Source organism: Prevotellamassilia timonensis (assembly GCF_900106785.1).
Taxonomy (GTDB): domain Bacteria; phylum Bacteroidota; class Bacteroidia; order Bacteroidales; family Bacteroidaceae; genus Alloprevotella; species Alloprevotella timonensis.
Map to the genome: position 1 here is coordinate 1 of NZ_LT629844.1, position 24,098 is coordinate 24,098.

The following is a 24,098-nucleotide window of genomic DNA, read 5'->3' on the forward strand; positions in this document are numbered from 1 at the left end:
GGCGCACCCGACAAACCCTGTGGAGTAGGCCGTGCAGATGCTAACCCAAAACTGTTGCTAAACGATACATGAAGAATGGTATGTCTATGACTCCTTTTACTTGTGCACGAAAGCATTTGATCTTTGAGTTCAACGATTCAGCTGAAGCGTTAGTCTTACGTCCGTCAAAGTAGTTCAGGATTTCATCCTCATAGAATCTGATGGTATCGCGTACGGACTTGATTTCACGCAGAGTGCAGGAAGCCACTTTCTCATACCACCCCTTGAAATTCTGTTTGGCAGTCTCCTTTGTGAGTTTCTTGTTTCTGAATATGGCTCTAAGGGAGTTGATCAGATTGTATGCTTCTTCAAGTTTTGGGTAGAGTGCGAAAAGTATCTTCGCACGCTTTTTCTGCGTTGCGCTCCACTTCTCTCGGCTCATGGACAATTGCTTGCGACATCGTGTCTGTGCCTCTACAAGAGTCTCGCCATTTTCAAGCCTTTTGGGTTCAAAGCGAGTGTTCAGCCTCATAGGCTTTCTTCCGCGCTTGCTCTTCTTCCAGTTCTTCCCATGCCTTTTCCTCATTCGCTCGCGGTAAGCCTTTCTCTGCGCTGCCAGATTTTCGAGGTATTTGCGAAACTCTGCCTTCTGTCTGTTCGCCTCCTTTACGGCTTTTCGTTTCAGGCGCAGGCGTATCTCTTCGCAGCCCTCTCCACCGCGTTTTACGACATGGAAGCAGTCACGTATGACTGTGGCTTTAGGGAATGCCTCTCGGGCTATGACACGCATGCAATCTGAGAGATCCATCGTGATATTCTCAACCATTTCACGCTTATCTGCAGGTAGTTGCATGAGAACCTTCAGTACGTCAGCAGGATTCGTTCCCTTGACTACTGCTATGATTGCACCCTTGCGACCATGGGCATCCTTGTTGTGAACGATAGTGTACAGTTCGCCCTGGAGGGAGGTCTCGTCTATGCCTTGCTCCTTACCTACGTTTTGCGGAATAAGAATCCACTTGGATGCGTGATCCTTCTGCTCCCACGTCTCGAAGTTACTCAGGGCGTCCTTGTATCTTTTGGCAAACGTGGAGCTGTTAATCATGTACGTATAACCAATCTGACGAGCGGTTATCGTCTCAGAGTCCATTCGCCCTCTTTAAAAAAAGCGCGAAGTCCTTCGCGTATCGAGTGCCCTTATGCTTCAGTTCAAACTCCTTGTCAAGGTCAACACTTCTTGTTGTGCCATCCGGCATTGTCCAACGCCTTCTTCGTATGTGAAGTACCGCCTTCTTGTCTCGGGCTGGATAGTCAAGTAAACATGATTCTTCCCCAAAACCATTGCTCACGGAATCCTTCATGTCTGGTGTGCGATTGTCGCGCTCATCCAGATAGATGTGAAGCTCTGTTGTGTAAAGAACATCCTTGTCCAGAGTACGCTGTGTTGCAAAGTCTGTCACCTCGAAATATTTAAGAACTCCTTCGGGGAGGAAATATGAGGCGAGGCCCTCATACATATTTTTATTGCCATTCTGATTCATAGTGCAAAGGTACTACTTTTGGGCAATCATGTATCGTTTGGCAACTCAGTTTTTGGGTTAGCATCTGCACAGCCCTCCACAGGGTTTGTCGGGTGCGCCCAAATAGTATGGAAGTGATAACGATAGACAGCATTGCTTTTCAGAAACTGGTTGAACAGCTCAACCGGATTGAAAGCTACGTGGAGCGTACAACAGAGTTGTATCGTGATATAGACGATGCCTTGGAAATAAGCACCAAGGATCTGATGACCATCTTCTGTATCTCAGAATCTACGCTGTACAGATGGCGGAAAGGAGGTTCCATCAGTTTCAGATATACCGAAACCGGTGGCGTACGTTTTTCATACAGTTCCCTGTTCATGGCAATAAAGTGTTTCCGCATAAAGATTCCGGGTATGGCGAAGGAGGAAGCACTCAAACGACTGTCTGATTATAAAGACGGGATTCTTCTGAACAAATGCACAACTGAAACCAAATGATAGACAAGGAAGATATACTGGAACGTACAGGCCGCGGGCTTGCCGTGTTCAAACATTACATCAACTTTCCGGTGAGACCCGGAAAAAATTTCAGGAATCCGCTCTACGAAGACCGGATTGCTTCATGCAATATCTATTATGACCGGCATGCCCAAGTGTTCAAGATGAAGGATTTCGGAAATAACGAATATTCGGGAGACTGCTTCTGGTTCGTCGGCATGCTTTACGGATTGGACGTGAAAAGAGACTTTGTCGCTATCATCAACCGTATTGTATCGGACCTGAACATCACCATAGTCCACACAGGAAGCAACGATATGCCTGCTCGTAAAAAGGCAGTAGAAAAACGTATCATTATGAATGACAATGACAATCCAATAAGGAAGGATTACCATACAGAGGTTAAACCCTTTTCAGTTGCTGAACTTGCATACTGGCAGCAATATGGAATCAAGCCGGATACTTTGGAAAGATACAATGTACATTCCTTAAAGTCATTTGAAGGCTACAACCGTTCCGATAAAATTTATAAAATCAGTTCATCTGCAACAGAACCCATGTTTGCTTACATGGGCATGGGATTTACCAAGGTATACCGGCCTCGAAATCAGAATATGCGGTTCTTTTATGGAGGAGAGATGCCTGAGGTGTACTGTTTCGGTCTGGAACAGCTACCCAACAAGGGGGACATGGTTTTTATCACCGGAGGAGAAAAGGATGTAATGTCACTTGCCTCCAAAGGATTCAATGCCGTTTGTTTCAACAGTGAAACGGCCGCCATACCCACTTCACTGATTGAGATGTTTGACCGTAAGTTCCGTCATATTGTCTTTCTGTACGATATGGACGATACAGGCCGGAAAGAATCTGCTAGACGCATGGATGAATTGTCCTCGTTTCATGTACTCAGAATGGAACTGCCTATATCCGGAGCAAAGGGAGACAAGGATATTTCCGATTACTTTGCTTCCGGAAAAAGTGCAGCGGACTTTCAGGTACTGATTACCTCCATGCTGGAGAAGCTTTACTCACAAACTATGATGCTTTTAAAATCTTGCGAAATGGACTACAACAATCCTCCCGAATCTTCCAAAACAGTGGTTTCCGTCAACGGGGTACCGCTTGGTACCTACGACAACCTTCTATGTATAACAGGTGGTGAAGGTACCGGAAAAAGCAATTTCGTATCAGCCCTGATTGCAGGTACACTTGCTGACGACACACAAAACATCGATACGCTTGGCTTTGAAGTTTCACCAAACTACTCTGATAAGGCCGTGTTGCACTATGATACCGAGCAGTCTGAGTTTCAGTTATTCAAGAATCTGAGCAAGACAATCAAACGTATCGGATTACCTGCACCACCGGATTTTTACCATACGTTCTATCTGGCCCCTATGTCAAGAAAAGAGCGTATCAGCATGATCCGTGACAGCATGGATTTGTATTACCACCGGCACGGAGGAATCCACCTCGTTGTACTGGATGGCATTGCAGACCTTATCCGTTCGGCCAATGATGAAGCGGAAAGCATTGCCATTGTGGATGAAGTGTACCGCCTGGCCGGAATCTACAAAACCTGCATCATCTGTGTGCTGCATTTTGTGCCCAACGGAATAAAACTGCGCGGGCACATCGGCTCGGAGCTGCAGAGAAAAGCGGCAGCCATCCTCTCTATTGAGAAGGATGAGAATCCTGCCTATTCCGTAGTCAAGGCAATCAAAGTCCGTGACGGCAGTCCGTTGGATGTACCCATGCTGCTTTTCACATGGGACAAACAGAAGGACATGCACGTATCTGCCGGTGAAAAGCCGGCCGAAGACAAGGAGAAACGGAAAAAAGAAGAGTTGCAGGGCATCATAAAAGAAATCTTCCGAAGCCGGAAGAAAATCACGTACACTGAACTCGTAACCGAACTGATGCAGGCGATGGACATCAAGGAAAGGACAGCCAAAAGCTACATCAGCTACATGAAAACGAACGGTATGCTGAATCAGGACAGTTCGAACAACTACCAGCCTTGATGCTTCCGCTATTGGGAATAGTCAATCTAACAATTTAATGCTTATGAGAGAAATGAAACCTACATGCGACCCGAACGGGGTCTATTCCGTCAAACGTGTATGCGCCGAGCTGGGCATAAGCTACAAGACACTCCGGAAATACAGGGAAAGCGGCTATATCAAACCGCTGAATCCGGGCAATGTCTATCGGCCTAAGTATTCCGGACAATCCATCATTGATTGCTGGCATGTCCTATGCACCCTCTGAAACAACCGGCAGACTTGGACTCCCACCACACCAGTCCAAGTCTGTTTTCAGAAAAAAGACACAAAGCGAAATTCTATCTTTGGTTTTCAGATAAGGATTCCGCTTTGTGTCATCTATAAATAACCCGTGAGCAGACTCATGGGTCTTCATCTAAAACAATCCCGTCATGTATGCAGGCAAACAGAAAATATCCTTGTCTTTTCTTACATCTTTTGTGTAGAGAAGATACCTTTGCAGGATTCTTGAAGAAAATTTCTCCTGGAAAACATCAAGCGACTTATGGGACTTGTATCCGGAGGACTTCACTTCAATAGGACATATCTTATCTTTGCGGGAAAGCAGGAAATCCACCTCATAGTTACGGACAGTCTTGTTTCCGTCTTCGTCCTTGACTATTTCTTCCTGGAAAGTATAGTAGAATAATTCATTGCCGGCACTCTTGAGCATCTGGGCTATCGCATTTTCATATACATACCCCAGATCCACAGCAAGCTTATCCGAAAGAAGTTTCTGGTATATCACATTTCCTGTATAATCGCGATCCATAAAAGCGAGTGTAACGAACAGTCCTGTATCGGCAAGGAACAACTTGAAACAATCATAATCGGCATGAAGGGAAAAACCTACACTGGGGTCATTTGCATGATAGGAAAAGTTTACTGTCATCGAATCCGCCATATCCATCAGCAACTCACCCAGTCTGGAGGCAGTTGCATTCTCAATCACGCTTCCCACCTGATAACGCTTCGAATTTCGGGAGAGTTCTGCAGGTATTGAAGTAAACAAGCGTGAAGCACGTCCTGTCGGGTCTATTTTACGGAAATCATCAATATAGAGTTCGAGAATATTACGCTTTACCGCATCTATGGCTGAAAAATCATTCGATTCCAAATAAGCATTTACGGCCTGCGGCATACCACCTATAAGCATGTAAAGACGAAAATTACGCATAAGGTCACGATTGACAGCATCACCCAATGATTTTAAGTTTTGGTATGAGTATCTAATCAAATCGTAGGTTTGGGATTTATTGACAGCCCATAAAAACTCTTCGAAATCCAACGGGTACATAGAGATACGTGTTTCTTCACTCGGAATCACGATTCCTTTCACATTCTTTTTAATGGAAAGAAGTGACCCTGTTTCAATATAGTCATACCTCCGGTCCTTAACCAAGTGCTTGATGGCTTGTCGGGCCGGTGGATACAGTTGCACTTCATCGAAAATGATAACCGATTTTCGTTCATGCAATGAAACATTGAATAGTGACTGAATCCGCAGAAAAAAGTAATCCAAATCTGAAATATGGGAGAACAATTCTTTGACTGCTGCATCAGCTATTGAAAAATCGATGTTGATATAGGAGTCATACTCTCTACGGGCGAACTCCTCAGCAATGGTTGATTTTCCGATTCGACGTGCACCTTTTATCAAAAGTGCAGTCTGTCCATCACTTTCCTGCTTCCATTGGAGCATTCTTTCATAAATTTTGCGTTTGAATATTTTTTCGGACATATACTGAGAGTTTATTTGATTACAAAAATACACAATATATCGAAATCAGCAAAATGTTTTCGGCGGTTTTTGTCGAAATCAGCAAAATGTTTTTAGCAGTTTTTGTCGGAATCAGCAAAATGTTTGGCATTAAAAGAGATTGACGACAGTCATCCCCCTCTTCCGAGCCTCACGGCAAGTATAATAAGTCCCTCCTTTCTGTTTTCCGTCATAATAGGCAATCACATAGTTTGAATGCTGCAGCATGAAGTCATTTCGTCTGAGCAGACATCCTTTATAATAGGTATCACTCAACACAATCACCTTGTCTGCCTTGACAAGTATATGGTCATATCGTTGCTGTTCTGCCAAGTCCCAACGGCTGCTTTGTCCTCTGAACGGCACAACAGCTATCAGTTGCAGATAAGGAAGGCGAGCTTTGAGGGAAAGAACTTCCTCCGCTGCGAGCATGTCGAAACCCAAAGCCATCCCACAGATACATTGGTACTTTCCTTCCTTGTAAGCAAGAGAAACGGCCTTTCTGAGCCGTTCTCTCACCTTATCTTTCTGTTCGGGTGCAATATTCCGATGCCCTGTAAAGGCTATGGAAGCCTCCTTTATCGTAAATCTTTGTTTCATTGTCTGTTGTTTTAGCCAGGAAGATGCCCCCGATAACATGTGCGCCCAAATTCTCCAACTGGTCAGCATAGGTAGCCCATGTGATGCCGCGAGTGATAACATCATCAAATGTCACTACGGATTTTCCACTGAACCAATCTTCATCAAAATCGATGATATGCACTTTGCGGATTTCCTTTTCTATCTTTCGGTTTTCATGAATGGCAAGCCGTACGCCGATTACCCTTACATGCTCATAGCCGTTGATAGCTCCGGTCAGTTCACAAACCCTTTCACAAAAAGCCTTGTAACGAAGTTCGTTCTTTGGACTTGTGGATGCCGGAACTTGAACGAAAACAATATTCCTGCAGGATTCACCGTATTGTTCCTGCATGTTTGCTGCGGTCATTTGCGCTACCGCTTCAAAGCTTCTTCCGTCTTTGAAATCGTACACCATCTGTCTGTCGGCAATTTCCTTTTCACCGACGTTGCGAATACGCTTGGGAAAATACTTGCAGAACCATGTCTGAGGTTTTGCCAACTGCTTCTTGAGGTTATTGTCAATCTGTGCCATACGCTCTGATTTTTTCCCTTCTGTTTTGCTGTTTTTCAGCTTGTCCGAAGGGATATTTTTTGCTTTTATCAGAGTGCTGGCAGCCCAATAAGGCAAATTCAGGGCAGAAAATACGCTCAACTTGTTTGAGGAAGATTTTCTGCAAGGGATTTGACGTTTGGTGATGACAGCAATACCTTTGCAAAAAAATATCCTCGCAGGCAGAGATGATAAAATAGAACTGTCACCGTCTATACCAATCCTGTTTCTGAACTTATACATCCCATAAACAGAAATCGCAAGTCATTCCCATATAAATCATTCAGGAAAGACCGAACTCACCTTGGCAACAAGTAATGAGTAATACAAAGTCTTTCAAAACATCACAATATCCCTCATTATCAAAGATTTTACCTATTGCAAGAATGGACCTGCATGAGTAACTTTACACCCAAAAGAATACTTATGAACTATATACAGCAAATACAAACGATTGTGATACTCCCGGAAAAAAGATATTCTGTGAAGGAAGCCTGTATCTTCCTCGGCATCCACCGGTGTACCATCTATGACTACATCAGACATGAGGAACGTCCGCTTCCTTTTATCCGGATCCATACCGATAAAAGAGGCATCGTATTTCAGGGAAGCGACTTGCTTGCCTATAAAGCGGCAGGTCTCCCCAAGAAAGGGCGCAAATTCAAAGACAGTACATCTCGGTAGAAGGCTGTCTTTGAATAGTAGCAGGATGTGGGGGTCAGTTCCATTGGTTCCAGGGCAAGCCTATCAGCAATGACTTTCCGTCAGCTTCCCTCAGTTCGCAAGCCAGCAGCCACGCATCAGTCCGGATGGCATCCATGTCGTTTACCGCCTGCTGATACCGGGAAGGAGCCATAGCACCTGACTGAATCATCCATTCCCCGGCACAAGTCTCAGGATCAATGGCATCCACAAAGGATTCAATCTCCTTGATAAGGTTCTCCAACTTTCTATCTTTCATTTCAGCGGTGAAGGAAAACGGAACACCGCTCAAGGTTTTCCGATGGAAGTCAAAGAAAAGACTGCCATCTACATACTTTACAGAAACAGTCCAGCCAAGCAAGGCTGCAATGCTGAATACATTTTTATTTCTCATAAGACATAAAGCTACATACAGACCTGCCAAGTCCGTGATGGATATGGCAGGTCACTTTCTTGTTACAAATCATACGTTCAATAACCCATTCTTGCAAGGAACTCCTGCAAACGGCTGTCACGCAACTTTTTCAGTGGCACCGGATGGAAGTTTTCCTGCTGCCTTACTTGCAGCTTGCCGAAGCCTTGTTTGGTCAAATCCAACTCAATGTCCGAAAGTTCATTCAAGGAAATGTAGCCGTACTCGTCCTCCATCAGTCCGATGACGATACCGAAGAGGATAGTGTCGTTTCCTTCTTTTTCACCTTCAAGAATGAACCACCGCACACCACCGAGCGCAAAGATGGCACGGCAAATAGCGTCCTTTCCCTTGCCGTCCTGAGAATAGAGAGGAAAGCCTTTCAAGGCTTCCTCCAACTGCGTTGTCATAAGTCTGCACATATCAATCCAAAATTATTTCGTCTTTATAAACATCTATTTCTGCACCACTGCTGAACTGAACCACAAAACCATGTTCAGAGAGGGCTACGATAGTTCCTCGGTGGTAGCCTCGCCAAGGGGTTATCAACTCGCATTGTCTGCCATATTCGGGAAAATCATATTCATCCATAGTCCTGTCATTTAGAGGTTGGAAATTCGGGGTCAAAAATCAAGTCACACTCAATGAGCCGTTGATAGGCTTCTGCAGAAAGCCGTGATGCCCACTCATTGCGGTCATCGTATCTTCCCTGCTGATAGTTGTGTGCCAGCTGCTTCATGAAGCCGAGGAACACCTTGAACATCTGCTGTTGCAGGTAGCGGTGAGCTTTGGTCAGTTCCCTGCCAGTCTGGTCAGGTGAACACATACTGCCATTTACAAAGTTGGCGAACTCTTGTGCAAAAGCCTTGTCACGTTCGGAGATGGTAGCTCCGGATAATTCGGGATAATCCATAGTTAAAACAATTTAGATGGTTGCGATTCCGATTCTTCTCCCTCTTGTGAAGCCCTTTAGAGCTTCTTGGTCGGGAAAACCGTTTTTTCGTGCAGTTCCTCACTGCGGACAACAGGGAGAAAAAGGCAAGTGTGAGGTCCGAGGACTTTACGGAATACCCAATTTGGCACAAATTGCGGAAGGCTGCCGGAAAGTCCTCAGTCCGAAAGCGTCAGCGGCACTTGACGTTTCTCCCGTCCGCAGTACCTTTGCACGTATAAAACGAGTTGGACCAAGAAGCTCCAACGGTTTTCAAGACTTTCCCGACTAGGATTCCAAGGGAAAGAATTAGTTCTAACAGGTCATCTCAAATATATTCCTCAGAAAGTCCGCGTAACCCAGTATTCTGACCATCTTGAAGATGAGCTACCCGAAAACCGTTGCCGTTGTGAGAACCTACAAAGTGAAGCGAAGTGGAGCCTTGCAGGTTCTCTCTATGGCAACGGATTGGAGTTCCATTCGCAGCCAAAGCCACTCAGCCGAGCTTTGCTTGGTGTTGAAGACACGGAGCAAACCAGATGGCACATTCATTCCCAAAAAGGTCGTCACTTCCGGCATCGCATGAAATACGAATAGTCGGAAGTGGTGACCAACATCTGTGAGCTAACTGCATAAACCATTCGATGGCTCTACTTCCGCAAGCGTCAGCCTGCGTTCGGTAGAGCCATCGAGCAAGTCATCATTGGTAGATATGTTTTCCAACCTCATTGACACTGTGAGAAACAGCAGAGTGGAGCGAAGTGAAACCCTGCTGCTTCTCTCTGTGGCAATGGACTGAAACTTCCATTTGTAGCAAAAGCCTATCAGCCGGGCTTTGCTTGATGTCGAAGACACGGAGCAAACCGGATGGCACATCTCCCAAAAGGTCGTCACTTCCGGCATCGCATGAAATACGAAAAGTCGAAGTGGTGACCAACATCTGTGAGCTAACTGTATAAACCATTCGATGGCTCTACTTCTGCAAGCGTCAGCCTGCGTTCGGTAGAACCATCGAGCAAGTTATCATTTATAGATATGTTTTCCAACCTCATTGACACTGTGAGAAACAACTGAGTGGAGCGAAGTGAAACCCTGTTGCTTCTCTCTGTGGCAATGGAATGAAACATGCAAAAAAACGACAAACCTACCATGCTATGCTCCAGCCTGCATCAGGTAAGATTTCCGTTTAATAATCAATAGATTTCTGTAATTTCAAAAATATGTTTTTACAGCAAACAGGAACTGATCAATGAAAATCTGTTTGAATGCTGCAATATTGTTCTGTTCATAGAACATCAGCATTGCTTTTTTATAGTCAATTGAATCTACACTGCGGAATGAGATAGGACAATAGCCGTAGGCAATCAAAATTCCATTGCTTATGATGCGTGCCGTGCGTTTGTTGCCGTCAGAAAATGCCTGTATATAGGAAAGGAGCACAAGAGCCAACAAAGCCTTTTCAAACACTTCATTCTTGCCGTTAATAAGCTGACAACTGTCTTCAAGGGCTTCCCTGATTTGAAATTCATTATCAAGCGGTTGATAATTTGTTCCGGTTATACCGACACGCCTAAGACGGATATGGCGTTCGACACCCAGCTCCTTAACAAGCAGCGCATGGATTTCCTCTATACGAGTTAACGATATTTCTTTCAGATAATCCGGTACATCAAGGATAAAGTCAAGAGCATCCTTATGGTTAAGCAGCATCACAGCTTCCTCTTTGGTCTTTCCGTTAGCGGTCTGTTTCTCTTTCAACAGACGTTCCGTTTCAAGTAATGAATAAGTATTACCTTCGATTTGTGAGGATTTCCATGACAGGTCTATACCCAACCTTTCCATCTCCTTACGATATTCAATATCCGTCATTTCCGAAAGGTGCAAACGAAATTTTGACTGTGCTTCATGCAACAACGCCAGCTCATCGTCTGTAAACAAACGTACATTCGGCAATATGTCACGTATCAGGTCAAAGTTAAAACTTTCCTGGACCGTGCGTTCATCAATATCCTTGTCAAAATAAGTATCAAGACTGAGTGGCATGGTCACATGAGCTTGAGGAGTGAGTTTGTATTTGGTAGCCGGTCCTTTACCGACCACCTCGATATACCCTTTTTCCACACAGTCTGCAATGACACGCTTTAAGGTACGTTCGCTTATCTCTGTAGTGACAGCATGTCCTATCTCCATACGTTTTGAAAGCGGATGATAGTGCAAATATTGTAATATTTCAGTTTCTGTTGTCATATCTAAAATTCTTAATCGGGACAAATATACTGCTTTCTCGTAGAAAATCGGGTCAAATTGGCCTGTTTTATGTCTTTAAAATCATAGTTTTGTCCCGATTCAAATTTAAATTAAAATCATCAGCACAAGAATGCAAATGAACAAACGATAGAAAAATATCAGCTTGAATGAGATGCTGCAGATGGAATATTTATAGACCTCAATTCCCAAATAACGTAGCAGTCCTGTTATTGCTGTCTGGCGCTTGCAATGACAGAACTACAGCAGAAGTTTCTACTTCCTCTTTGGCAGGCGGATTTTTCGGTTGTCTGTTTCCCATTTATCCACATAGTTGTTCAGAGCTTCAGAAATAACGTCCTTCAATAAGGCACCTTCCACAAGAGAAATGTACTTCACCTTTTGAAGTAAATCCGGATCTACGATAAAGGTGGCTCGAATTTCATGGGGCTTCTTGCCACTTTTGGCTGTTTCGCCTTTCTTGGGGCGACCCACATTCTCCCTGCGTTTGGCTTCCAGTTTGGACTTCATTTTATCGGTAGCTTCCATTTCGGTTGCTTCTTTCTTCGAAGATGCTTTTGCAGGTGCTGCCTTCGGACTATCCATCTTATCCGTTTGAGCAGCCGGCTGTTTCGCTTGTTCTGCTGCTTGCTCAACAGCCTGTTCCTTAGGCTGTTCCTGTACCGGGTCAGATGGAATGGCTTCACCCATGAAGCCATCCATCAATAAGGATAAATTCTTCTTACTCATATTGTTTACTTTATTACTTGTTTACTTGCTGATTAACTTACTATGTTACCAATAACCTTTGTGATTAGTAATATAGTTTACCTATTTTCTTCCCGACTGATTATTTCATCGGCCAGTGTTCGATAGTCTGCTGCACCGTTGCTTTTCGGTTCGTACTCAAAGATGGTCTGACCAGACAGCGGCATTTCGGCTATGGAAATATTCTCCCGGATTTTCGTCTGAAAAACCTTCTCTCCGTACCGCTTTTCCACCATGGAAATCACTTCCCTGTTCAACTTCCGGTTATTGAACCTGGTGAAGAAAACACCGCCTAATTCAAGCATTGGGTTTACCCTGCGTTTCACTTCCCGAACTATATCATCCAGCATGGTCAAGCCTTTCAAGGGCAAGGCTTCGGCAGTGAGCGGTATGTAGAGTTTGTCCGCTGCCACCAGCGCATTGGTCGTCACGATACCGAGTGAGGGAGAGCAATCCATCAGGATGTAGTCATACTTCTCCTTATGTTCATCAAGACAGGATTTAAGGATGCCTTCCCTTGCCATCATGGTAGCCATGTCTATTTCGGCTCTTGCCAAGTCCAGTGATGCTGGAACAAGGTCCAGGTTTTCACGGATGGGTACGATAGGTAGCGGTTGGTCTTTGACCAGCGTATCATAGATACTTGTTTCCGGGTCTTCGTTCTGCGTCAGCGTGAACGTGAGGTTCTGCTGTGCATCCAGGTCAACGAGCAGCACCCGTTTTCCTCTCAGGGCAAGTGCTGCACCTATACATGCGGTAGAAGTAGTTTTGCCGACTCCACCTTTCTGATTGCCGATGGCTATTGTTATATTTTTTGCTACCATTTTTATAGGTTTACTATATTACTTTACTACTATATTATTATACTACAAATATACTATATTATTTTATTATTACATAATTAGTTTACCTATATTTTATTAAAAACAATACGCTATTTTATATGTTGTATATCACATATTTACATCGTTTTTTTTCAAAGGGAATAAAATATAGATTTACACACTTAACTTCAATGCGTAATTAAACATGTTATCATGTAAACTCTATTATATAACAAATAGATATTTGCATTAGATTTCATTTTAACATCGTCAACTATTTCTACTATCCAAATATAAAAACTCCGACCCATACCTTACGGCGGAAGTCGGAGCGGAACATATATAAGGAATCTACGCTGTCTGTTTGGCTGCAAGTATCTGATGGGCATGCGCATTGACCAGCCGGACAATCCGGTCATGGTGCGGAGTGTTCGTATTGCACAGCCCACGGCTCTGTATCACTTTCCCCTCGGTCAGTGAAAACTCAATTGTTTCAATGCGGTTTCCCTCCTTGTCATGAGCCGATAATATCAAGCTGTCCGCCTTGGCATAGTATTCGCATTGGAAGACACAATGATGCAGGGCATTTCCCTCGGCTTGGAAGGCTTCCAGACTATCGAGTACCGAAATCACCAAGTCTTTGTCGGTGATGGTGATGCCGAAGTAGTGTGACTTCTCCTTGTAGAACTCGGCTTCCTTCCGTTTGGCTCGCTGCATCTGCTCTTGGCTTTTACGTTTCTGCTCCATTTGGTTGTGTCGGTTCATCCAATAGTCATGCTCGGCTCTGAGGTTCTGCGGACAGATATACTTGGGGTTACAGATGTCCTTGCCACACTGCTCCAGCAAGCGGATGGTATCTGCCCACAATCCCATGTCCGAAGGGCGGTAATGATGCCGGGTGGCTACCTTATACGGCTGCCAGCATCGGTCAAGTTCCAAAGGTCGGTTTACAAAATAAGACACGGCATGTAAATCTTTTGACTTGAGGATGGTTTCCATCCGGCTGTCCGTCAGCACGGCTTTCATCAGCTTCATCGGGTGGCAGTCGGGCAACTTGCCTTTCATGCCGTTGCGTTTCAGTTCGGGCAGCAGCCGATGGTCCGGATAAACATAGGTGTCTGCAATGAGCCAGTGAACTTCGTTCGGTCGCTTCAAAGTGATTTCGGATGCCCAATCAAAGCAGTCCACATAATAGCTCAATGTCCTTGCTCTTGCCGTGACAGCCAACCTGCCTTCGGCATTGAGCCACAGACGGCATGCTTCCCAGTAGACTACCTCCATAGGCATTCCTTTTCGAAAGGTCGTTTCCAAGCGGAAGACCCGTTGCACCTGCAAATGGTCTATTACTTCGAGGGAAGAAAAATAATAGGCTTCCTTGATGGTGCGTTTGAGGGTGTCCTTTATCTGTAAGCGAGTACCGCAATAAGGGCAGCATACCGACTTCCCTTTTCCCTCATAGTCGAAGTGCCTGCCACAATCGCCACATGTACACTTGTGTGCGGAAGTCCGGAAGCAGACATGTCCTGCCACTTTCCGCACTGCCCATGTGAGCACTTTGGGGCTTATGGCGGTCAGCTTCTCATTGGAAACTGCCACCTGTTTTTCTATTTTCGTTCTTGCTTTCATAGTTCCATGCCTTGAAAGAGTGAGAGTTCTTGAATGGGTTTGGGTTGCGGTTTGGCTGCCTTGGGTCGGCTGTTGCGTTGCTGCAATTTCCGCATTTCCTCCTCCTGGTATCGTTTGAGTGCAATGGCTCGTTGTTCTGCCTTCTCCTCCTCGGTCAGCTCAATGTGATGATTCACTACAACATTGCAGTCCATCGGCTTGCCGATTTCCAAATCGGGCTCATCTATCGCATGGACTGCCATGGCATAAACCTCCATGTCGCTGAGACCGCAGCAGCCGGATTGCTGTACGGCATGGAAGATATAGTTGACCACATCGTCAATGGTGCGTGTGGTGGTTTCATACTTGGCACGGAAGAGTTCATCTTCCTTGGCTCGGTTATCAAGATAGTTCTTGATGAGTTCCTTGAAATGGTCAGTTCCTTTCATATGTTCCTAATGTTTAAGCGTAAATAATCATCAGCAGTCACCGGCTGTATTCAGCCTACCATAACGTGGCAGTCCACCACTTCGGCAGGAAGTCCGAAAGCCGGACAATGTGAGAAGTAAGGGAAACATTCTCCCTCTTGTTCCGTTGCGGTAGTGATACCCATGACTTTATTCTCCGTGTACCACTGGTCAATCAGAGCGATTTCTTCATCCGTCAGTCCGGTTGCATCCGAGTTGAACAGATAGCAGAGTGCCCATGTGGGAATGGCTTCAATGGGAGTGTCCATAGCGTTTTCTTTTAAGTTCGTTATTCCGTGAATCAGATGGGAAGCAGTTCCAGCAGTTTCTGCAGTGGAATGGTATTGATGTCCGACTTGAGGAAGTGAACTATCCATTCCGGCTCTTCAAAAAGCGAGTGCATGGGTTCCACACTGAAATCGTCCCCGGTGGAATAGCAGTCAATGAGCGCGAAGTTGTTGCCGTCCTTGCGGATGTGTGCATAGAAAGGAGGCATACCACAAAAGCACTTGCGGAGACTCTCTCTGTCCCACTGCAGGGTGAGTTCGTAAACACTGCCCTTGTAGAGCATCTTTTCTTTTCGGTCTTTAAGTTTGTATGCCATAGCTGAACTAATTTTTTCCCTTTGGTTTGAAGCCTTTCGGCTTCTCACTCCCGGGTGATTTTTACGATACCTCTTCTTACGAAGGGTGTAAGGGACAGAAGGCAAATGTGGCAAGGGGAAAGCAGACGGAATACCCAATTTGGCACAAATTGTGGAAGGCTGCCGGCTGCTTTCCTTGCAGCCAAGCAAAGCGCCATTTGCTGCCGTACCGACCCTTCGTTTCTTTGTATCGGAAAATTCATCGGGAGTGGAAATGCCTGACTAAGGAAAGAATCTGCCGGCTGTTAAAGAGGGATGTTTAACTTTTAATCTTTCCGAAATCTCACTATCTTTGCAGGCCCTGAAAACAAAGGTTCAGGAAGGCATGGTATAAAACAGACTTTATCACCTTACACAAATGAAAGATCAGATACGCTTATTGAGAGATTGCTTCCACAACGAGATTCCGGCTGTTGTGTTCCAAGGGAATGACAGCTGTGCCGGAGAGATACTGGAAGCCGCCAAAGAAATTTATCAGAAGCACGGTTGCAGTCAGGAGTTCCTTTACGACTGGCAAATGCTCATCAACGAAGTGAAGGCTTACCAGCAAGAGAGTCTGGAACAAGTACAGCTTCCCCAGCTGACCCATACCGAAGCAGAACTGATTCGGGAAGAAATGAGACAGAAAGACATGGTTTACTGATGCAACAAAAGGTCCTAATGCGCATGGATGAATGGCATCAGGACCTCTTGTTTTTTCATTGCCTATGAATGGCAACCACGTAAAGTTTTTGATTTTATCTTTTCGAAGCCGCCAACGAAAGTTTCCTGAACTGCTTCAGCAGCGGTTCCATTTCAAGTGATACACAGCGGGCACGTTGGCCGGCTGCCTTGTTTCCTTTTTCGGCTTGAAGGGCTGCATCCTTTTGGAATGCCTCCATCTTCATCTGGAGTTGTACGAGTAATTCATTCATAATCTTTGCATTTAGAGATTACACTATCTAATAGATACTTATCACGGGTCTGAACTTATGCGCCTGGTCCTTCGGAGTCTCTTGAATGGTACCCGACTGCATCGAGAAGAGCCAGGCCTTGCTATCCCTTTGTCCCTCCACTTCGGTGGAAGTCCACAGCCAGCAGTCACCGGGCTGCAGACTGATGGGCAATCCACCGACCGCTTCTATCCGTTGGTTGACCAACCCAATTTGCTGATAGAGGTAAGTAAGCTGCTTCACCGAAGGGATGTAGGCGGACTGACCATAGCGCCACATATCGAAGACATAAACGGCTAAGGGAGATTTCACTTCCTCGTTGCGGTACATGGCATGGGTGTTCTCGTTACCGTCTTCCTTCTCCAATGAAGCCGAGGTTTCCTGTTCGACACCCAGACTGTCTGCAAAGGCTGTCGATGCGACATCCCGGATGGAAACGGCATAGCCCAAAGCTTTGATCTCCGGATTCCGGTTCACATGATAGACAATGGCCACCGGCTCCTTTTGGGAGGAACTGAACTTTTCTTTGGACAGCACACTGCCATCCGAACAAACTACGTCACCAACCTGGAGGGAAGAAGCAATAGATCTGTCTCCTTCATGCTCACATTCTTCGCAGGAGGTGAACAACGTGGCAACTCCTGTGATTATAGCACATACTAATTGTCTGATTTTCATAGCAGCGGTATTTCAAATGATTTGACTACAATTTCTGCTTCCTTATCGAGGATGAACCAGTATTCCGAGTGGTAAGGCTTTCCTTTTAAGGTCTTGGCTTCAAAATCTATCTTGACCTTCCATCCGTTGAACGGCTTCGCAACCTTTTCTTTCCCAACTTTCGCTTCTTCCATTTCTCCATAAGCTATCAAAGCCCGGAGCGTGGTCATGGCATCCAGCTGACGGGTGACCTGATCACTCATCGCGGCATCGTCCTTGTCGAGGTTCTGGAAGTAGTCTGTTTCTTCCATCAACTTGTGGCCGTACTGCATCAGGTGCATGGATAATGCAGCCTTCTCGTGTGGATTGACATATTCCTTGCCAAATACAGAATCTGCCTTGCTGATGCCCTTGATTTGGATGGACTCCGGATTATCGACGGTTGCCTTCAGGGCTCTCTCTGCGATTTCCACCGCCCGTTGTTCGGGATGGTCGGAACAGCTGGCGAAGTAAAACAGGCCGCTCCAGAAGCAGACGGCGGTCACCAGCAGGATAGTGAGTTTCATTCCCGGTTTCATATCTTCACAATTTGGAGTTTATCCGGAGAAAGGCCGAGACGCTTGCGGTAGATGGTGCCGTCATCACGGTACATCTCCAGTTCGTTGGAGGTGATTTCTTTTTCACAGATTTCCTTGGCTTCTGTCAGACTCAACTGGTGACCACCGATGTTGCGCCAGATGGCAAAGTTGCACGGCGCCTGCTGGTTGCTGTAGTTGGAGCAGTTGAAGGCTCTCGTACCCACCCGAATATCGCCGCCACAATGCGGACACTTGCCGATGACAGACTGCATGTTGATGGCGCCGTTGTCTGCCAGTTCCAGCACGGAAGGGAATGCCTTTCCATCCTTGGAAGCAAAGCCGTCCAACAGGATGAAGCGGTGCTCCAACAATTCTGCGATTTCCTCGTCACTCATCTTGCGGTTGCCGATAATGCCGTTGATATTCAGCACACAGGTTGGCTGTTCGGCGATGTTGTTCTCACAGCGGTAGCCCTTGCAGGTCTTTACCACGTTGCCGCCACACAAAGGACAGCGACCGATTATTTTCTTTTCCATACGCTTTTGTTTTTGGATGATTTGTTTACTATATGATTCTGTTACTTGTTGCTTTGATTACTTTCTTATTTCCTTACTTGATTACTTTGTGATTAGTAAGTTTGTTTACTTGTTTACCTATTTACTATTTCAGGCTATAGCCCTGGTTCCAGTCGGAGATGATACCGCCGATGATGTTCTTGCCGGACATCACGTTGGCCCATCCTTCGGGATCGAGCGAGAACCAGAGGTCATTCCATGAGAGCGTGCGTACCTGCCAGGCCAGGATAAACAGGTTGGTGTTGATGGCTTCCAGCCGGCTTACCACCTCGTTGGCGATGTAGTAGCGTTCCGAAGCGTTCAGCAGGTTCACCTTGTACTTCTCGTTCTTTCCGTCATCTCCTGTCACGTCATACTTGCCCGAAGTCACCAGCTGTTTCATGAAGGGAAAGAGTGCCGTCATCTGTGTGGCAGCATCCGTCAGTTCATCCGATACCATGGCCGCAATAACGGTTCCCTTCAGATTGCCGCCCACTGATTTGAGGAGCAGGCTGCAGTTCTGCGGGATTTCCTTGGCCACCAGTTCCCCGGCACGCTTAATCTGGTAAAGGTTCTGCATGGCACCCTGCGCATTCGAGAGGTAGTCCAGCATCTTGTCTTCCACATGGTGAATCCGCTCCAGCGAAGCGGTAACAGCCACTTCCGCCGCAATGATTTTCTCCTGCGTCTTTTTGCGGTCCTTGTGGATCTTCTTCAAGGCTGCGGTCTGACCCAGTACGGCAGAAGTCAGCGCCGGGTCAGTCTGTTGGGCAAAGAGCGGAGTTTTACCTATCAATAAGCCAACAGCAGCGATTAACAAGGAGCGTTTCCATCGTCTTGCATTCATACGTTTATAATTTAGGGCCTGCATTTCTGCGTTCGGCCAGGTTATTGATTTGGTCCTGTTTAGTCGGATGCAGCCGCACCTCCATCGGTTTGTTGAGCAGACAGTCGTTCCAGTCCTTGAAAGCCTTGGGAGGAAGCCATTGTCCCATATCGTATCTGACCGACAGGTGTTCCTTGACCTGCACCTGAAAGGGACGCTCCGGATCAAGCCGGAAGGAACGTCCGTTCGCTTCCACTTCCAGACTGTCACGGGTTCGGTTGATTTTCATGGGGATGTTCTCTACCAGCGCCATCATGCGCAAGCCGTAGATACGACCGGGCAGGTCATTGTCGAAACAGTCAAACGGGCGGGCTTCGGGAAAGCGGTTCAGCACCTGCCGGATTTGTCCGTCAGAGAACGTGCCGCCCAGTGATACCAGGGCAATTTCATTGGTCAGCTGCTTCCGGTTCCATTGGTAAAACGCCAAGGCATCGAAAGCCGACTCACAGAAGAAGACACTCTTCACCACATTCGGATAGCCACCTGACAAGTCAGCCACCCATGCGGAAGAGGAAGAATCACTTCCGGCCGCCTTGGATTTGTAACCGCCGTACCCCCGCAGTTCGTAGCCCCGGACCTGATTGTTCTCTCCGTTGATATAAGGGAAGCCGATATTGTAGCCGTCAAAGTTCTCGTTCTTCCTGTCGCGGATGAGTCGGATGAACGGAGCAAAGGTGCGTACCGTTTCATCAGACAATCCCCTTTGTTGGAAGATGGCCGGAATCTTATCGGGATTTATCGGCTTCACCTCATACCTGGAGCTGTCGAAGGTGGCGTGATACCTGACTGACTGCACATACTCCCGGTCATCGCGGTATTCAGGCTCAGGCATATTGGCAAAGCGGGACAGCACCTTGGCTATCTTCTGCCATTCATCCTTGCCCGACACGTTGAAGGCATTCAGGTTCTCCCGGATGAGTGTGACCACATCCCCCTTGGAACCGTCACGGCGGAAGAACCGCTGGGAAGCCTTGTCCTGGGGATGGCAGATCACAAGCACATCCCGCTTTTCCTTGCCGTCCCCCAACACCAGCTCCATGTAGCGGCCCACACCGGCCCTTCGGTCCAGGCGGTACCCGAGCGCATAGGCTACATCGTCGATGCCTACCTTGGCTTTGAGGTCCTGGAAGTTTACCTTGTAATCAGTCATGGTTCATGGAATTGAAGGTTCTACATAAAATCAGATGCTTAACTTGGCACCCACGGCCTGCGTGCGTTTGAGATTGGCTATCTCCGGCTCGAAGGTCTTGTGCGCCGTCATGTTCAGGAAGGCTGCCTTGTCCTTGTAGTCCGTCAGTTGGAAGTAGGTCTTCGCCGTATCTTTCGATACCTTCTTCAACCCCAGTTCCACACCATCGTAGGAAGCACGGATGGCATAATCCCCATTGCGCGTCTTCACGATGGCCGCATTCTTGAACGGCACTTCTTCGCCTTCACCCAACGGGGCAAACGGGTCGTTCTTCGTCAGGTAGGGCTGCTCGTTCAGTGCCAGCCGCTGCTTGTCCACCTGGTCCAGAATGAGGTCCGAAGCCTTGTTCACGTCCGCCATGACGGAAACGATGAACTTCGGTTCCTGCTTCAGCACCCCAATCCAGGAATCCAGATAGGCTGCAGAGTTGTCCGTTATCTTGGAATCGAAGCCCATGGAGTGGCTGATCATGGCGGCGGTCAGTTCGGCTACCAGTTCCTCCTTGGCGTATTTCGGGTCTCCAAAGCGTCCGCCCATCTCGCGGTTGAGCCGTTCAGGTGTCATGGTGGAGTGTGACATCTCATGCAGCATGGTGGAATAGAACTCCATGCCGCCCCTGTAGACTTCCTCGGGGGTATCGCCGATGTTGAACTGCTCCTTCATGGGTAGCACCACGATGTCCTGGGCCGGTGAATAGAAGGCTCCGTCCACCCGTTTGTCTGCCTGTATGGGACAGAGCCAGCCTTGCGTCTCAATCATCCGGTCGAGGGCGGCATGGACATACATGCCTTCCTTATCCCGAAGCTCGGGCACCTTGAACTTCTCCATGAGTTTCTGCACCCGTTCGGGCTGTACCTCTGCCAGATTGGTCTGGTCGATGTTGTACACGGGGAAAGCCTTGAAGAAGGGAATGACGTCCATGCCTTTCTTCTCCTCCTTGCTCATGGTCTTATACTCATCCGAACTGACCTTATGGCCGTTCTTGTCCTTGACCAGCACGTCCCAATAGACCACAGGAAAGGCTTTCTCGCCTTTCAGTACATGGGCTTTCAGGTTGTGCGCCTGCTTGAAGGTGAGGTACACCGGCAGCCGGTAGCCTTGGGCAGCGGTCTGCAGCTGGAGGAAGAAGGAATTGGAACCCGAATAGTTGCGGCCACCCACGTTCTGCGGGAGACCTGCAAATCCGGATGCGCCCCCAATCCAGCCTTTCTTCCAGTCGGAGGCCTTCATCTGCTCCATACGGGCAATCATCATTTCGGCAAAGCGGTCGATGGCTACCTGCCCGGCATTGCCGGATGTGTTAGTTCCATACGCCATAGCTTTCGTCATCCATTACCTGACGGTCCATCTGGTCGATGTCCGTCTGTTCAACATAAAACTCTGCGGATTCATCCGAAGGATCTGTGCCGTGGGTCTGGCACCACTCCAGATAATCCTCTGCACTGTCCCCGTCCATCACAAAGCGGAGGAAACCGATTTTACCTGCCTGAAGGAGTTCCACCAACTCCTCGTGTGTCTTTTTAGCTGTCATATCTTTTCGTCTTTTATTGTTTCTTGAATATTCGTTTGTTCCTTTTGATTGCGTTACATTTTCATGGAAGCCGACTTCTCCAGCTTGTTGGTCACAGCTGAAAGCATCCCGGAAATTTCCGTATTGAGGTACTTGGCCGCAATCTGTTCCCGGGTGGCAGTCTTTGCCTTGAAAAGCGAGTAGCCGTCATCAAAGGAGAGTTCATGCTTGCTGGTCTTGCCCTTGTCGCCCAGGTCCATCGACACCTTCCATTTGTTGTCGGAGTGGTCCTTGGCCACACGGACTCCTTTGGGGTCCACTCCTTCGGGAAGCTGGTACTTCTCGTAGGCTGACTGCAGGTGCAGTCGTTCCCCGAAGTTCTTCTCCACAAGTTGTGTAGGACTGACCACCCGGTCGAAGTAGGCATTCAAGTCCTCACGGGAAGCCACTGCCGACATCTTGGTGTCGCCCATCTGCACATAGAACTTATACTTGCCGTAGTCCGGTCGCTGTTCGTCCTTTTCCTTATAGACATTGAACTTGTCGATGGTGATGGCTCCATCCGGACCGGACAACTGCTTCGGCATTTGGAACGCTTCTTCCGATACCTTCGGCATCAGCTTGGTGGGATAATAGCGTTCCATCAGCTGGGGCACCGTCATTTCCTTCTTCTGGTAAGCGGCCAAATCCGCTGCGTCCATCTTCTGCGGTTTCAGCTGTACGCCGTCCATCTTGGCGGTGAAGTACCAGTCTGCCGGATTGGTAGTGCTCTGGAAGGCATGGCCATGGCTGACTTTCTCGCCGTTGGCGGTAATCATCTGCGGTTCACGTGGCTTGCGTTCCTGCTTGGCTTCCGCTTTCTGCTCGGTTGCTTGTTCACTCTTCATTTCCTTGGCAGGTTTCTCCTCTGCAGCCGTCTTGACTGTCTTGGTAGGCTCTTCCTGCACAGCCTGTTCTTTCTTCTTTTTCGCCATAGTTTCCTGATTGAGGTTGTTTTCTTTTTTCACTTTATCCTGGCTTTTCAAATCTTCCCCGGTCTTTTCCCTGGGCTTCTTCATCAGTTTCGGCTGGTCTATCGCCTCGCAAATGGCGACCCGCTGACCGGAGCGAATCAGCTTGGGCAGATGCTTGTCCAGTTCATGACGGGGAAAAGTCAGGAGTTTGATGGGGTCATTCTCCAGCGGCAGAATCTTGTCTGATACCTTCAGCGCCAGTATCACCGATGCCTTGAGTGCATCTTCCTTATACATTTCGTAGAAGTTCCCGTTACGGAAGAGGAGCAGCGCATCGGGATGCTTCTTCTTCATGTCGTTGAACATCCGTACCAGACCTACATCCTGTTCGGCATTTTTCTTCTTGACCATAAGGGTAATGATTTAGAGTTTGAGTCCTTGGGAATGTTTTTCCTTCTGATTACCGAATTTCAAAGCTCTTTCCTGTGACTGCTTGTCTACCACTTTTTGGTATTCCCAGCGGTTCTTGTCCGTCATCACCAGTCCCAGGTACTCGGGATGCTGTTCGTCGTAGCGAAGTTTCTGCTGTCGCTCCCACTCCTTCAAGTCCCCTTGGATGAGCTTGAAACCCTGAGGCTCTTTCAGATCGACACCGACCGACACTTTCTCACCACCCACATTCAGCTCAATGGGTTTTCCCTCGCGTACCTGCTGCTTTTGCTGCATGCCCAGTTCGATGTCGTTGACCTTCTCCATGTCCTTGAGCTTCTGTTCCAACTGAACATCCGTGACACGGCGATGGAAGATTGATTTGGTTTCGGGGTCGAGTTGCAGATACTGCTGGGTCTTTTCACCGTTGACTTCCACGGCTTTCTGGATGACTTCACCTTTACCCAACCGCTCCGCTTCTTGGTCGGACAATCGCAACACTTGGTTGCGTTCCTTTTCCAGTACGGCACGGACAGGATAAGCCATAAGCGCCGGATTACCTTGCTGGTCGGTGGTCAGCTGAAGTTTGAGGGGAAGCGTGATGATGTCTCCGTTACGGGCACTGATGGACACCTGCATGAGCGGGGTGACCTCTCCGGATGCCAGCTTCTCCTTCACTTCCTGAGGGAGACTGTCGGCCTTTTCCCGGTCAATGCCCAATGCCGCCAACTTCTCGTAGGGCAGCCTTTCAGAATGATTGATGTTGTGCATTTTCGTATTGTTTAAGTAAAACGATATATTTGCGGTCGGAACCGCCTTGAACACCCGCAAAAGTATTGG

The 24,098-nt window shown here is 47.3% G+C and carries 30 protein-coding genes and 1 pseudogene; 5 read left to right on the plus strand and 26 right to left on the minus strand.

Annotated features, from left to right (window positions below; genetic code table 11):
* Positions 1–40 precede the first annotated feature (40 nt).
* Together BQ5453_RS05470 and BQ5453_RS05475 are read right to left on the minus strand one after the other, a co-directional pair.
* Positions 41–1,084 (minus strand): transposase, encoded by a 1,044-nt coding sequence (locus BQ5453_RS05470; RefSeq protein ID WP_074027632.1) that lies wholly within the window; start codon positions 1,082–1,084, stop codon positions 41–43.
* Between the two features lie 34 nt (positions 1,085–1,118).
* Positions 1,119–1,496 carry an ISAon1 family transposase N-terminal region protein gene (locus tag BQ5453_RS05475; protein WP_143033257.1) on the minus strand — a complete coding sequence of 126 codons (378 nt, stop codon included), beginning with the start codon at positions 1,494–1,496 and terminating at the stop codon, positions 1,119–1,121.
* Positions 1,497–1,627: 131 nt separating this feature from the next.
* Between BQ5453_RS05475 and BQ5453_RS05480 the strand changes: the two genes are divergently transcribed.
* From BQ5453_RS05480 to BQ5453_RS13730, 3 genes are read left to right on the plus strand one after another with little or no spacing between them, the layout of a single operon-like run.
* Positions 1,628–1,999 carry a DNA-binding protein gene (locus BQ5453_RS05480; protein WP_070613087.1) on the plus strand — a complete coding sequence of 124 codons (372 nt, stop codon included), beginning with the start codon at positions 1,628–1,630 and terminating at the stop codon, positions 1,997–1,999.
* A complete protein-coding gene (locus tag BQ5453_RS05485) occupies positions 1,996–4,023 on the plus strand; it encodes a bifunctional DNA primase/helicase (protein ID WP_071122430.1) in 2,028 nt (675 codons plus the stop codon). The genes BQ5453_RS05480 and BQ5453_RS05485 overlap by 4 nt, the downstream gene beginning before the upstream one ends.
* Before the next feature lie 43 nt (positions 4,024–4,066).
* Complete coding sequence (locus BQ5453_RS13730) at positions 4,067–4,270, plus strand: helix-turn-helix domain-containing protein (protein WP_070613127.1); 204 nt, start codon at positions 4,067–4,069, stop codon at positions 4,268–4,270.
* A 150-nt stretch (positions 4,271–4,420) separates the two neighbouring features.
* Here BQ5453_RS13730 and BQ5453_RS05490 read toward each other — a convergent pair whose 3' ends face one another.
* From BQ5453_RS05490 to BQ5453_RS05500, 3 genes and pseudogenes are all read right to left on the minus strand, one after another.
* A complete protein-coding gene (locus BQ5453_RS05490; protein ID WP_071122431.1) occupies positions 4,421–5,785 on the minus strand; it encodes an ATP-binding protein in 1,365 nt (454 codons plus the stop codon).
* A 129-nt stretch (positions 5,786–5,914) separates the two neighbouring features.
* Entirely contained in the window at positions 5,915–6,403 is a 489-nt protein-coding gene (locus BQ5453_RS05495; protein ID WP_071122432.1) for an SLOG family protein, read from the minus strand.
* A gap of 7 nt (positions 6,404–6,410) precedes the next feature.
* Positions 6,411–6,956: pseudogene (locus BQ5453_RS05500) on the minus strand (phosphoribosyltransferase); the annotation flags it as partial.
* 444 nt (positions 6,957–7,400) lie between these two features.
* Between BQ5453_RS05500 and BQ5453_RS05505 the strand changes: the two are divergent.
* Positions 7,401–7,658: a helix-turn-helix domain-containing protein gene (locus BQ5453_RS05505; protein WP_032839925.1), complete on the plus strand. Its 258-nt coding sequence runs from the start codon at positions 7,401–7,403 to the stop codon at positions 7,656–7,658.
* A gap of 34 nt (positions 7,659–7,692) precedes the next feature.
* On the opposite strand, the gene BQ5453_RS05510 is transcribed toward BQ5453_RS05505, so the two are convergent.
* The 11 genes from BQ5453_RS05510 to BQ5453_RS05565 all read right to left on the minus strand — a co-directional run bounded on the left by BQ5453_RS05510 (position 7,693) and on the right by BQ5453_RS05565 (position 15,531).
* A complete protein-coding gene (locus tag BQ5453_RS05510) occupies positions 7,693–8,070 on the minus strand; it encodes a hypothetical protein (RefSeq protein WP_071122433.1) in 378 nt (125 codons plus the stop codon).
* Between the two features lie 77 nt (positions 8,071–8,147).
* Positions 8,148–8,510 carry a hypothetical protein gene (locus BQ5453_RS05515; protein ID WP_032839926.1) on the minus strand — a complete coding sequence of 121 codons (363 nt, stop codon included), beginning with the start codon at positions 8,508–8,510 and terminating at the stop codon, positions 8,148–8,150.
* A gap of 1 nt (position 8,511) precedes the next feature.
* Positions 8,512–8,679, minus strand: a complete 168-nt coding sequence (locus tag BQ5453_RS05520) for a glyoxalase (RefSeq protein WP_070613098.1) — start codon at positions 8,677–8,679, stop codon at positions 8,512–8,514.
* Positions 8,680–8,686: 7 nt separating this feature from the next.
* The gene (locus BQ5453_RS05525) at positions 8,687–9,001 is read right to left on the minus strand and encodes a sulfide:quinone reductase (protein WP_070613100.1); all 315 of its coding nucleotides are present in this window, start codon (positions 8,999–9,001) and stop codon (positions 8,687–8,689) included.
* 1,230 nt (positions 9,002–10,231) lie between these two features.
* Positions 10,232–11,266: a Fic family protein gene (locus tag BQ5453_RS05535; protein ID WP_071122435.1), complete on the minus strand. Its 1,035-nt coding sequence runs from the start codon at positions 11,264–11,266 to the stop codon at positions 10,232–10,234.
* A 273-nt stretch (positions 11,267–11,539) separates the two neighbouring features.
* The gene (locus tag BQ5453_RS05540) at positions 11,540–12,013 is read right to left on the minus strand and encodes a hypothetical protein (RefSeq protein WP_071122436.1); all 474 of its coding nucleotides are present in this window, start codon (positions 12,011–12,013) and stop codon (positions 11,540–11,542) included.
* Positions 12,014–12,090: 77 nt separating this feature from the next.
* The gene (locus BQ5453_RS05545) at positions 12,091–12,855 is read right to left on the minus strand and encodes a ParA family protein (protein ID WP_071122437.1); all 765 of its coding nucleotides are present in this window, start codon (positions 12,853–12,855) and stop codon (positions 12,091–12,093) included.
* Positions 12,856–13,206: 351 nt separating this feature from the next.
* Positions 13,207–14,481, minus strand: a complete 1,275-nt coding sequence (locus BQ5453_RS05550; RefSeq protein WP_071122438.1) for a PcfJ domain-containing protein — start codon at positions 14,479–14,481, stop codon at positions 13,207–13,209.
* A complete protein-coding gene (locus BQ5453_RS05555) occupies positions 14,478–14,909 on the minus strand; it encodes a PcfK-like family protein (RefSeq protein WP_071122439.1) in 432 nt (143 codons plus the stop codon). The genes BQ5453_RS05550 and BQ5453_RS05555 overlap by 4 nt, the downstream gene beginning before the upstream one ends.
* Positions 14,910–14,959: 50 nt before the next feature.
* On the minus strand, positions 14,960–15,196 hold the full coding sequence (locus BQ5453_RS05560; protein WP_071122440.1) for a DUF6926 domain-containing protein: 237 nt from the start codon (positions 15,194–15,196) through the stop codon (positions 14,960–14,962).
* 32 nt (positions 15,197–15,228) lie between these two features.
* Positions 15,229–15,531, minus strand: coding sequence for a hypothetical protein (locus BQ5453_RS05565; RefSeq protein WP_071122441.1), 303 nt, complete (start codon positions 15,529–15,531; stop codon positions 15,229–15,231).
* Positions 15,532–15,928: 397 nt separating this feature from the next.
* Here BQ5453_RS05565 and BQ5453_RS05570 point away from each other — a divergent pair, with 397 nt between their 5' ends.
* Positions 15,929–16,213 carry a hypothetical protein gene (locus tag BQ5453_RS05570; RefSeq protein WP_071122442.1) on the plus strand — a complete coding sequence of 95 codons (285 nt, stop codon included), beginning with the start codon at positions 15,929–15,931 and terminating at the stop codon, positions 16,211–16,213.
* A gap of 94 nt (positions 16,214–16,307) precedes the next feature.
* Here the strand turns inward: BQ5453_RS05570 and BQ5453_RS05575 are convergent, their stop codons facing one another.
* The 10 genes from BQ5453_RS05575 to BQ5453_RS05620 form a co-directional block, all read right to left on the minus strand.
* The gene (locus tag BQ5453_RS05575) at positions 16,308–16,484 is read right to left on the minus strand and encodes a histone H1 (protein ID WP_071122443.1); all 177 of its coding nucleotides are present in this window, start codon (positions 16,482–16,484) and stop codon (positions 16,308–16,310) included.
* A gap of 27 nt (positions 16,485–16,511) precedes the next feature.
* Entirely contained in the window at positions 16,512–17,180 is a 669-nt protein-coding gene (locus tag BQ5453_RS05580) for an Lcl C-terminal domain-containing protein (RefSeq protein ID WP_071122444.1), read from the minus strand.
* The gene (locus tag BQ5453_RS05585; protein WP_071122445.1) at positions 17,177–17,737 is read right to left on the minus strand and encodes a hypothetical protein; all 561 of its coding nucleotides are present in this window, start codon (positions 17,735–17,737) and stop codon (positions 17,177–17,179) included. The genes BQ5453_RS05580 and BQ5453_RS05585 overlap by 4 nt, the downstream gene beginning before the upstream one ends.
* Positions 17,734–18,273, minus strand: coding sequence for a topoisomerase C-terminal repeat-containing protein (locus BQ5453_RS05590; protein WP_071122446.1), 540 nt, complete (start codon positions 18,271–18,273; stop codon positions 17,734–17,736). Before BQ5453_RS05590 ends, BQ5453_RS05585 begins: the two co-directional genes overlap by 4 nt.
* A gap of 124 nt (positions 18,274–18,397) precedes the next feature.
* Positions 18,398–19,138 carry a hypothetical protein gene (locus BQ5453_RS05595; RefSeq protein WP_071122447.1) on the minus strand — a complete coding sequence of 247 codons (741 nt, stop codon included), beginning with the start codon at positions 19,136–19,138 and terminating at the stop codon, positions 18,398–18,400.
* Between the two features lie 4 nt (positions 19,139–19,142).
* Entirely contained in the window at positions 19,143–20,327 is a 1,185-nt protein-coding gene (locus BQ5453_RS05600; protein WP_071122448.1) for a DUF3991 and TOPRIM domain-containing protein, read from the minus strand.
* 30 nt (positions 20,328–20,357) lie between these two features.
* The gene (locus BQ5453_RS05605; RefSeq protein WP_071122449.1) at positions 20,358–21,683 is read right to left on the minus strand and encodes an ArdC family protein; all 1,326 of its coding nucleotides are present in this window, start codon (positions 21,681–21,683) and stop codon (positions 20,358–20,360) included.
* Positions 21,667–21,897, minus strand: a complete 231-nt coding sequence (locus BQ5453_RS05610; protein ID WP_005938397.1) for a hypothetical protein — start codon at positions 21,895–21,897, stop codon at positions 21,667–21,669. The genes BQ5453_RS05605 and BQ5453_RS05610 overlap by 17 nt, the downstream gene beginning before the upstream one ends.
* A gap of 53 nt (positions 21,898–21,950) precedes the next feature.
* Positions 21,951–23,240, minus strand: coding sequence for a MutS N-terminal domain-containing protein (locus BQ5453_RS05615; RefSeq protein ID WP_071122450.1), 1,290 nt, complete (start codon positions 23,238–23,240; stop codon positions 21,951–21,953).
* Positions 23,241–23,252: 12 nt separating this feature from the next.
* Positions 23,253–24,029, minus strand: coding sequence for a DUF4099 domain-containing protein (locus BQ5453_RS05620; RefSeq protein WP_071122451.1), 777 nt, complete (start codon positions 24,027–24,029; stop codon positions 23,253–23,255).
* Positions 24,030–24,098: the final 69 nt, after the last annotated feature.

Excerpts from the sequence above, each read along its gene's own strand:
- BQ5453_RS05470 (WP_074027632.1), bottom strand. The coding sequence starts at position 1,084 with ATGATTAACAGCTCCACGTTTGCCAAAAGATACAAGGACGCCCTGAGT.
- BQ5453_RS05475 (WP_143033257.1), bottom strand. The coding sequence starts at position 1,496 with ATGTATGAGGGCCTCGCCTCATATTTCCTCCCCGAAGGAGTTCTTAAA.
- BQ5453_RS05480 (WP_070613087.1), top strand. The coding sequence starts at position 1,628 with ATGGAAGTGATAACGATAGACAGCATTGCTTTTCAGAAACTGGTTGAA.
- BQ5453_RS05485 (WP_071122430.1), top strand. The coding sequence starts at position 1,996 with ATGATAGACAAGGAAGATATACTGGAACGTACAGGCCGCGGGCTTGCC.
- BQ5453_RS13730 (WP_070613127.1), top strand. The coding sequence starts at position 4,067 with ATGAGAGAAATGAAACCTACATGCGACCCGAACGGGGTCTATTCCGTC.
- BQ5453_RS05490 (WP_071122431.1), bottom strand. The coding sequence starts at position 5,785 with ATGTCCGAAAAAATATTCAAACGCAAAATTTATGAAAGAATGCTCCAA.
- BQ5453_RS05495 (WP_071122432.1), bottom strand. The coding sequence starts at position 6,403 with ATGAAACAAAGATTTACGATAAAGGAGGCTTCCATAGCCTTTACAGGG.
- BQ5453_RS05505 (WP_032839925.1), top strand. The coding sequence starts at position 7,401 with ATGAACTATATACAGCAAATACAAACGATTGTGATACTCCCGGAAAAA.
- BQ5453_RS05510 (WP_071122433.1), bottom strand. The coding sequence starts at position 8,070 with ATGAGAAATAAAAATGTATTCAGCATTGCAGCCTTGCTTGGCTGGACT.
- BQ5453_RS05515 (WP_032839926.1), bottom strand. The coding sequence starts at position 8,510 with ATGTGCAGACTTATGACAACGCAGTTGGAGGAAGCCTTGAAAGGCTTT.
- BQ5453_RS05520 (WP_070613098.1), bottom strand. The coding sequence starts at position 8,679 with ATGGATGAATATGATTTTCCCGAATATGGCAGACAATGCGAGTTGATA.
- BQ5453_RS05525 (WP_070613100.1), bottom strand. The coding sequence starts at position 9,001 with ATGGATTATCCCGAATTATCCGGAGCTACCATCTCCGAACGTGACAAG.
- BQ5453_RS05535 (WP_071122435.1), bottom strand. The coding sequence starts at position 11,266 with ATGACAACAGAAACTGAAATATTACAATATTTGCACTATCATCCGCTT.
- BQ5453_RS05540 (WP_071122436.1), bottom strand. The coding sequence starts at position 12,013 with ATGAGTAAGAAGAATTTATCCTTATTGATGGATGGCTTCATGGGTGAA.
- BQ5453_RS05545 (WP_071122437.1), bottom strand. The coding sequence starts at position 12,855 with ATGGTAGCAAAAAATATAACAATAGCCATCGGCAATCAGAAAGGTGGA.
- BQ5453_RS05550 (WP_071122438.1), bottom strand. The coding sequence starts at position 14,481 with ATGAAAGCAAGAACGAAAATAGAAAAACAGGTGGCAGTTTCCAATGAG.
- BQ5453_RS05555 (WP_071122439.1), bottom strand. The coding sequence starts at position 14,909 with ATGAAAGGAACTGACCATTTCAAGGAACTCATCAAGAACTATCTTGAT.
- BQ5453_RS05560 (WP_071122440.1), bottom strand. The coding sequence starts at position 15,196 with ATGGACACTCCCATTGAAGCCATTCCCACATGGGCACTCTGCTATCTG.
- BQ5453_RS05565 (WP_071122441.1), bottom strand. The coding sequence starts at position 15,531 with ATGGCATACAAACTTAAAGACCGAAAAGAAAAGATGCTCTACAAGGGC.
- BQ5453_RS05570 (WP_071122442.1), top strand. The coding sequence starts at position 15,929 with ATGAAAGATCAGATACGCTTATTGAGAGATTGCTTCCACAACGAGATT.
- BQ5453_RS05575 (WP_071122443.1), bottom strand. The coding sequence starts at position 16,484 with ATGAATGAATTACTCGTACAACTCCAGATGAAGATGGAGGCATTCCAA.
- BQ5453_RS05580 (WP_071122444.1), bottom strand. The coding sequence starts at position 17,180 with ATGAAAATCAGACAATTAGTATGTGCTATAATCACAGGAGTTGCCACG.
- BQ5453_RS05585 (WP_071122445.1), bottom strand. The coding sequence starts at position 17,737 with ATGAAACCGGGAATGAAACTCACTATCCTGCTGGTGACCGCCGTCTGC.
- BQ5453_RS05590 (WP_071122446.1), bottom strand. The coding sequence starts at position 18,273 with ATGGAAAAGAAAATAATCGGTCGCTGTCCTTTGTGTGGCGGCAACGTG.
- BQ5453_RS05595 (WP_071122447.1), bottom strand. The coding sequence starts at position 19,138 with ATGAATGCAAGACGATGGAAACGCTCCTTGTTAATCGCTGCTGTTGGC.
- BQ5453_RS05600 (WP_071122448.1), bottom strand. The coding sequence starts at position 20,327 with ATGACTGATTACAAGGTAAACTTCCAGGACCTCAAAGCCAAGGTAGGC.
- BQ5453_RS05605 (WP_071122449.1), bottom strand. The coding sequence starts at position 21,683 with ATGGCGTATGGAACTAACACATCCGGCAATGCCGGGCAGGTAGCCATC.
- BQ5453_RS05610 (WP_005938397.1), bottom strand. The coding sequence starts at position 21,897 with ATGACAGCTAAAAAGACACACGAGGAGTTGGTGGAACTCCTTCAGGCA.
- BQ5453_RS05615 (WP_071122450.1), bottom strand. The coding sequence starts at position 23,240 with ATGGTCAAGAAGAAAAATGCCGAACAGGATGTAGGTCTGGTACGGATG.
- BQ5453_RS05620 (WP_071122451.1), bottom strand. The coding sequence starts at position 24,029 with ATGCACAACATCAATCATTCTGAAAGGCTGCCCTACGAGAAGTTGGCG.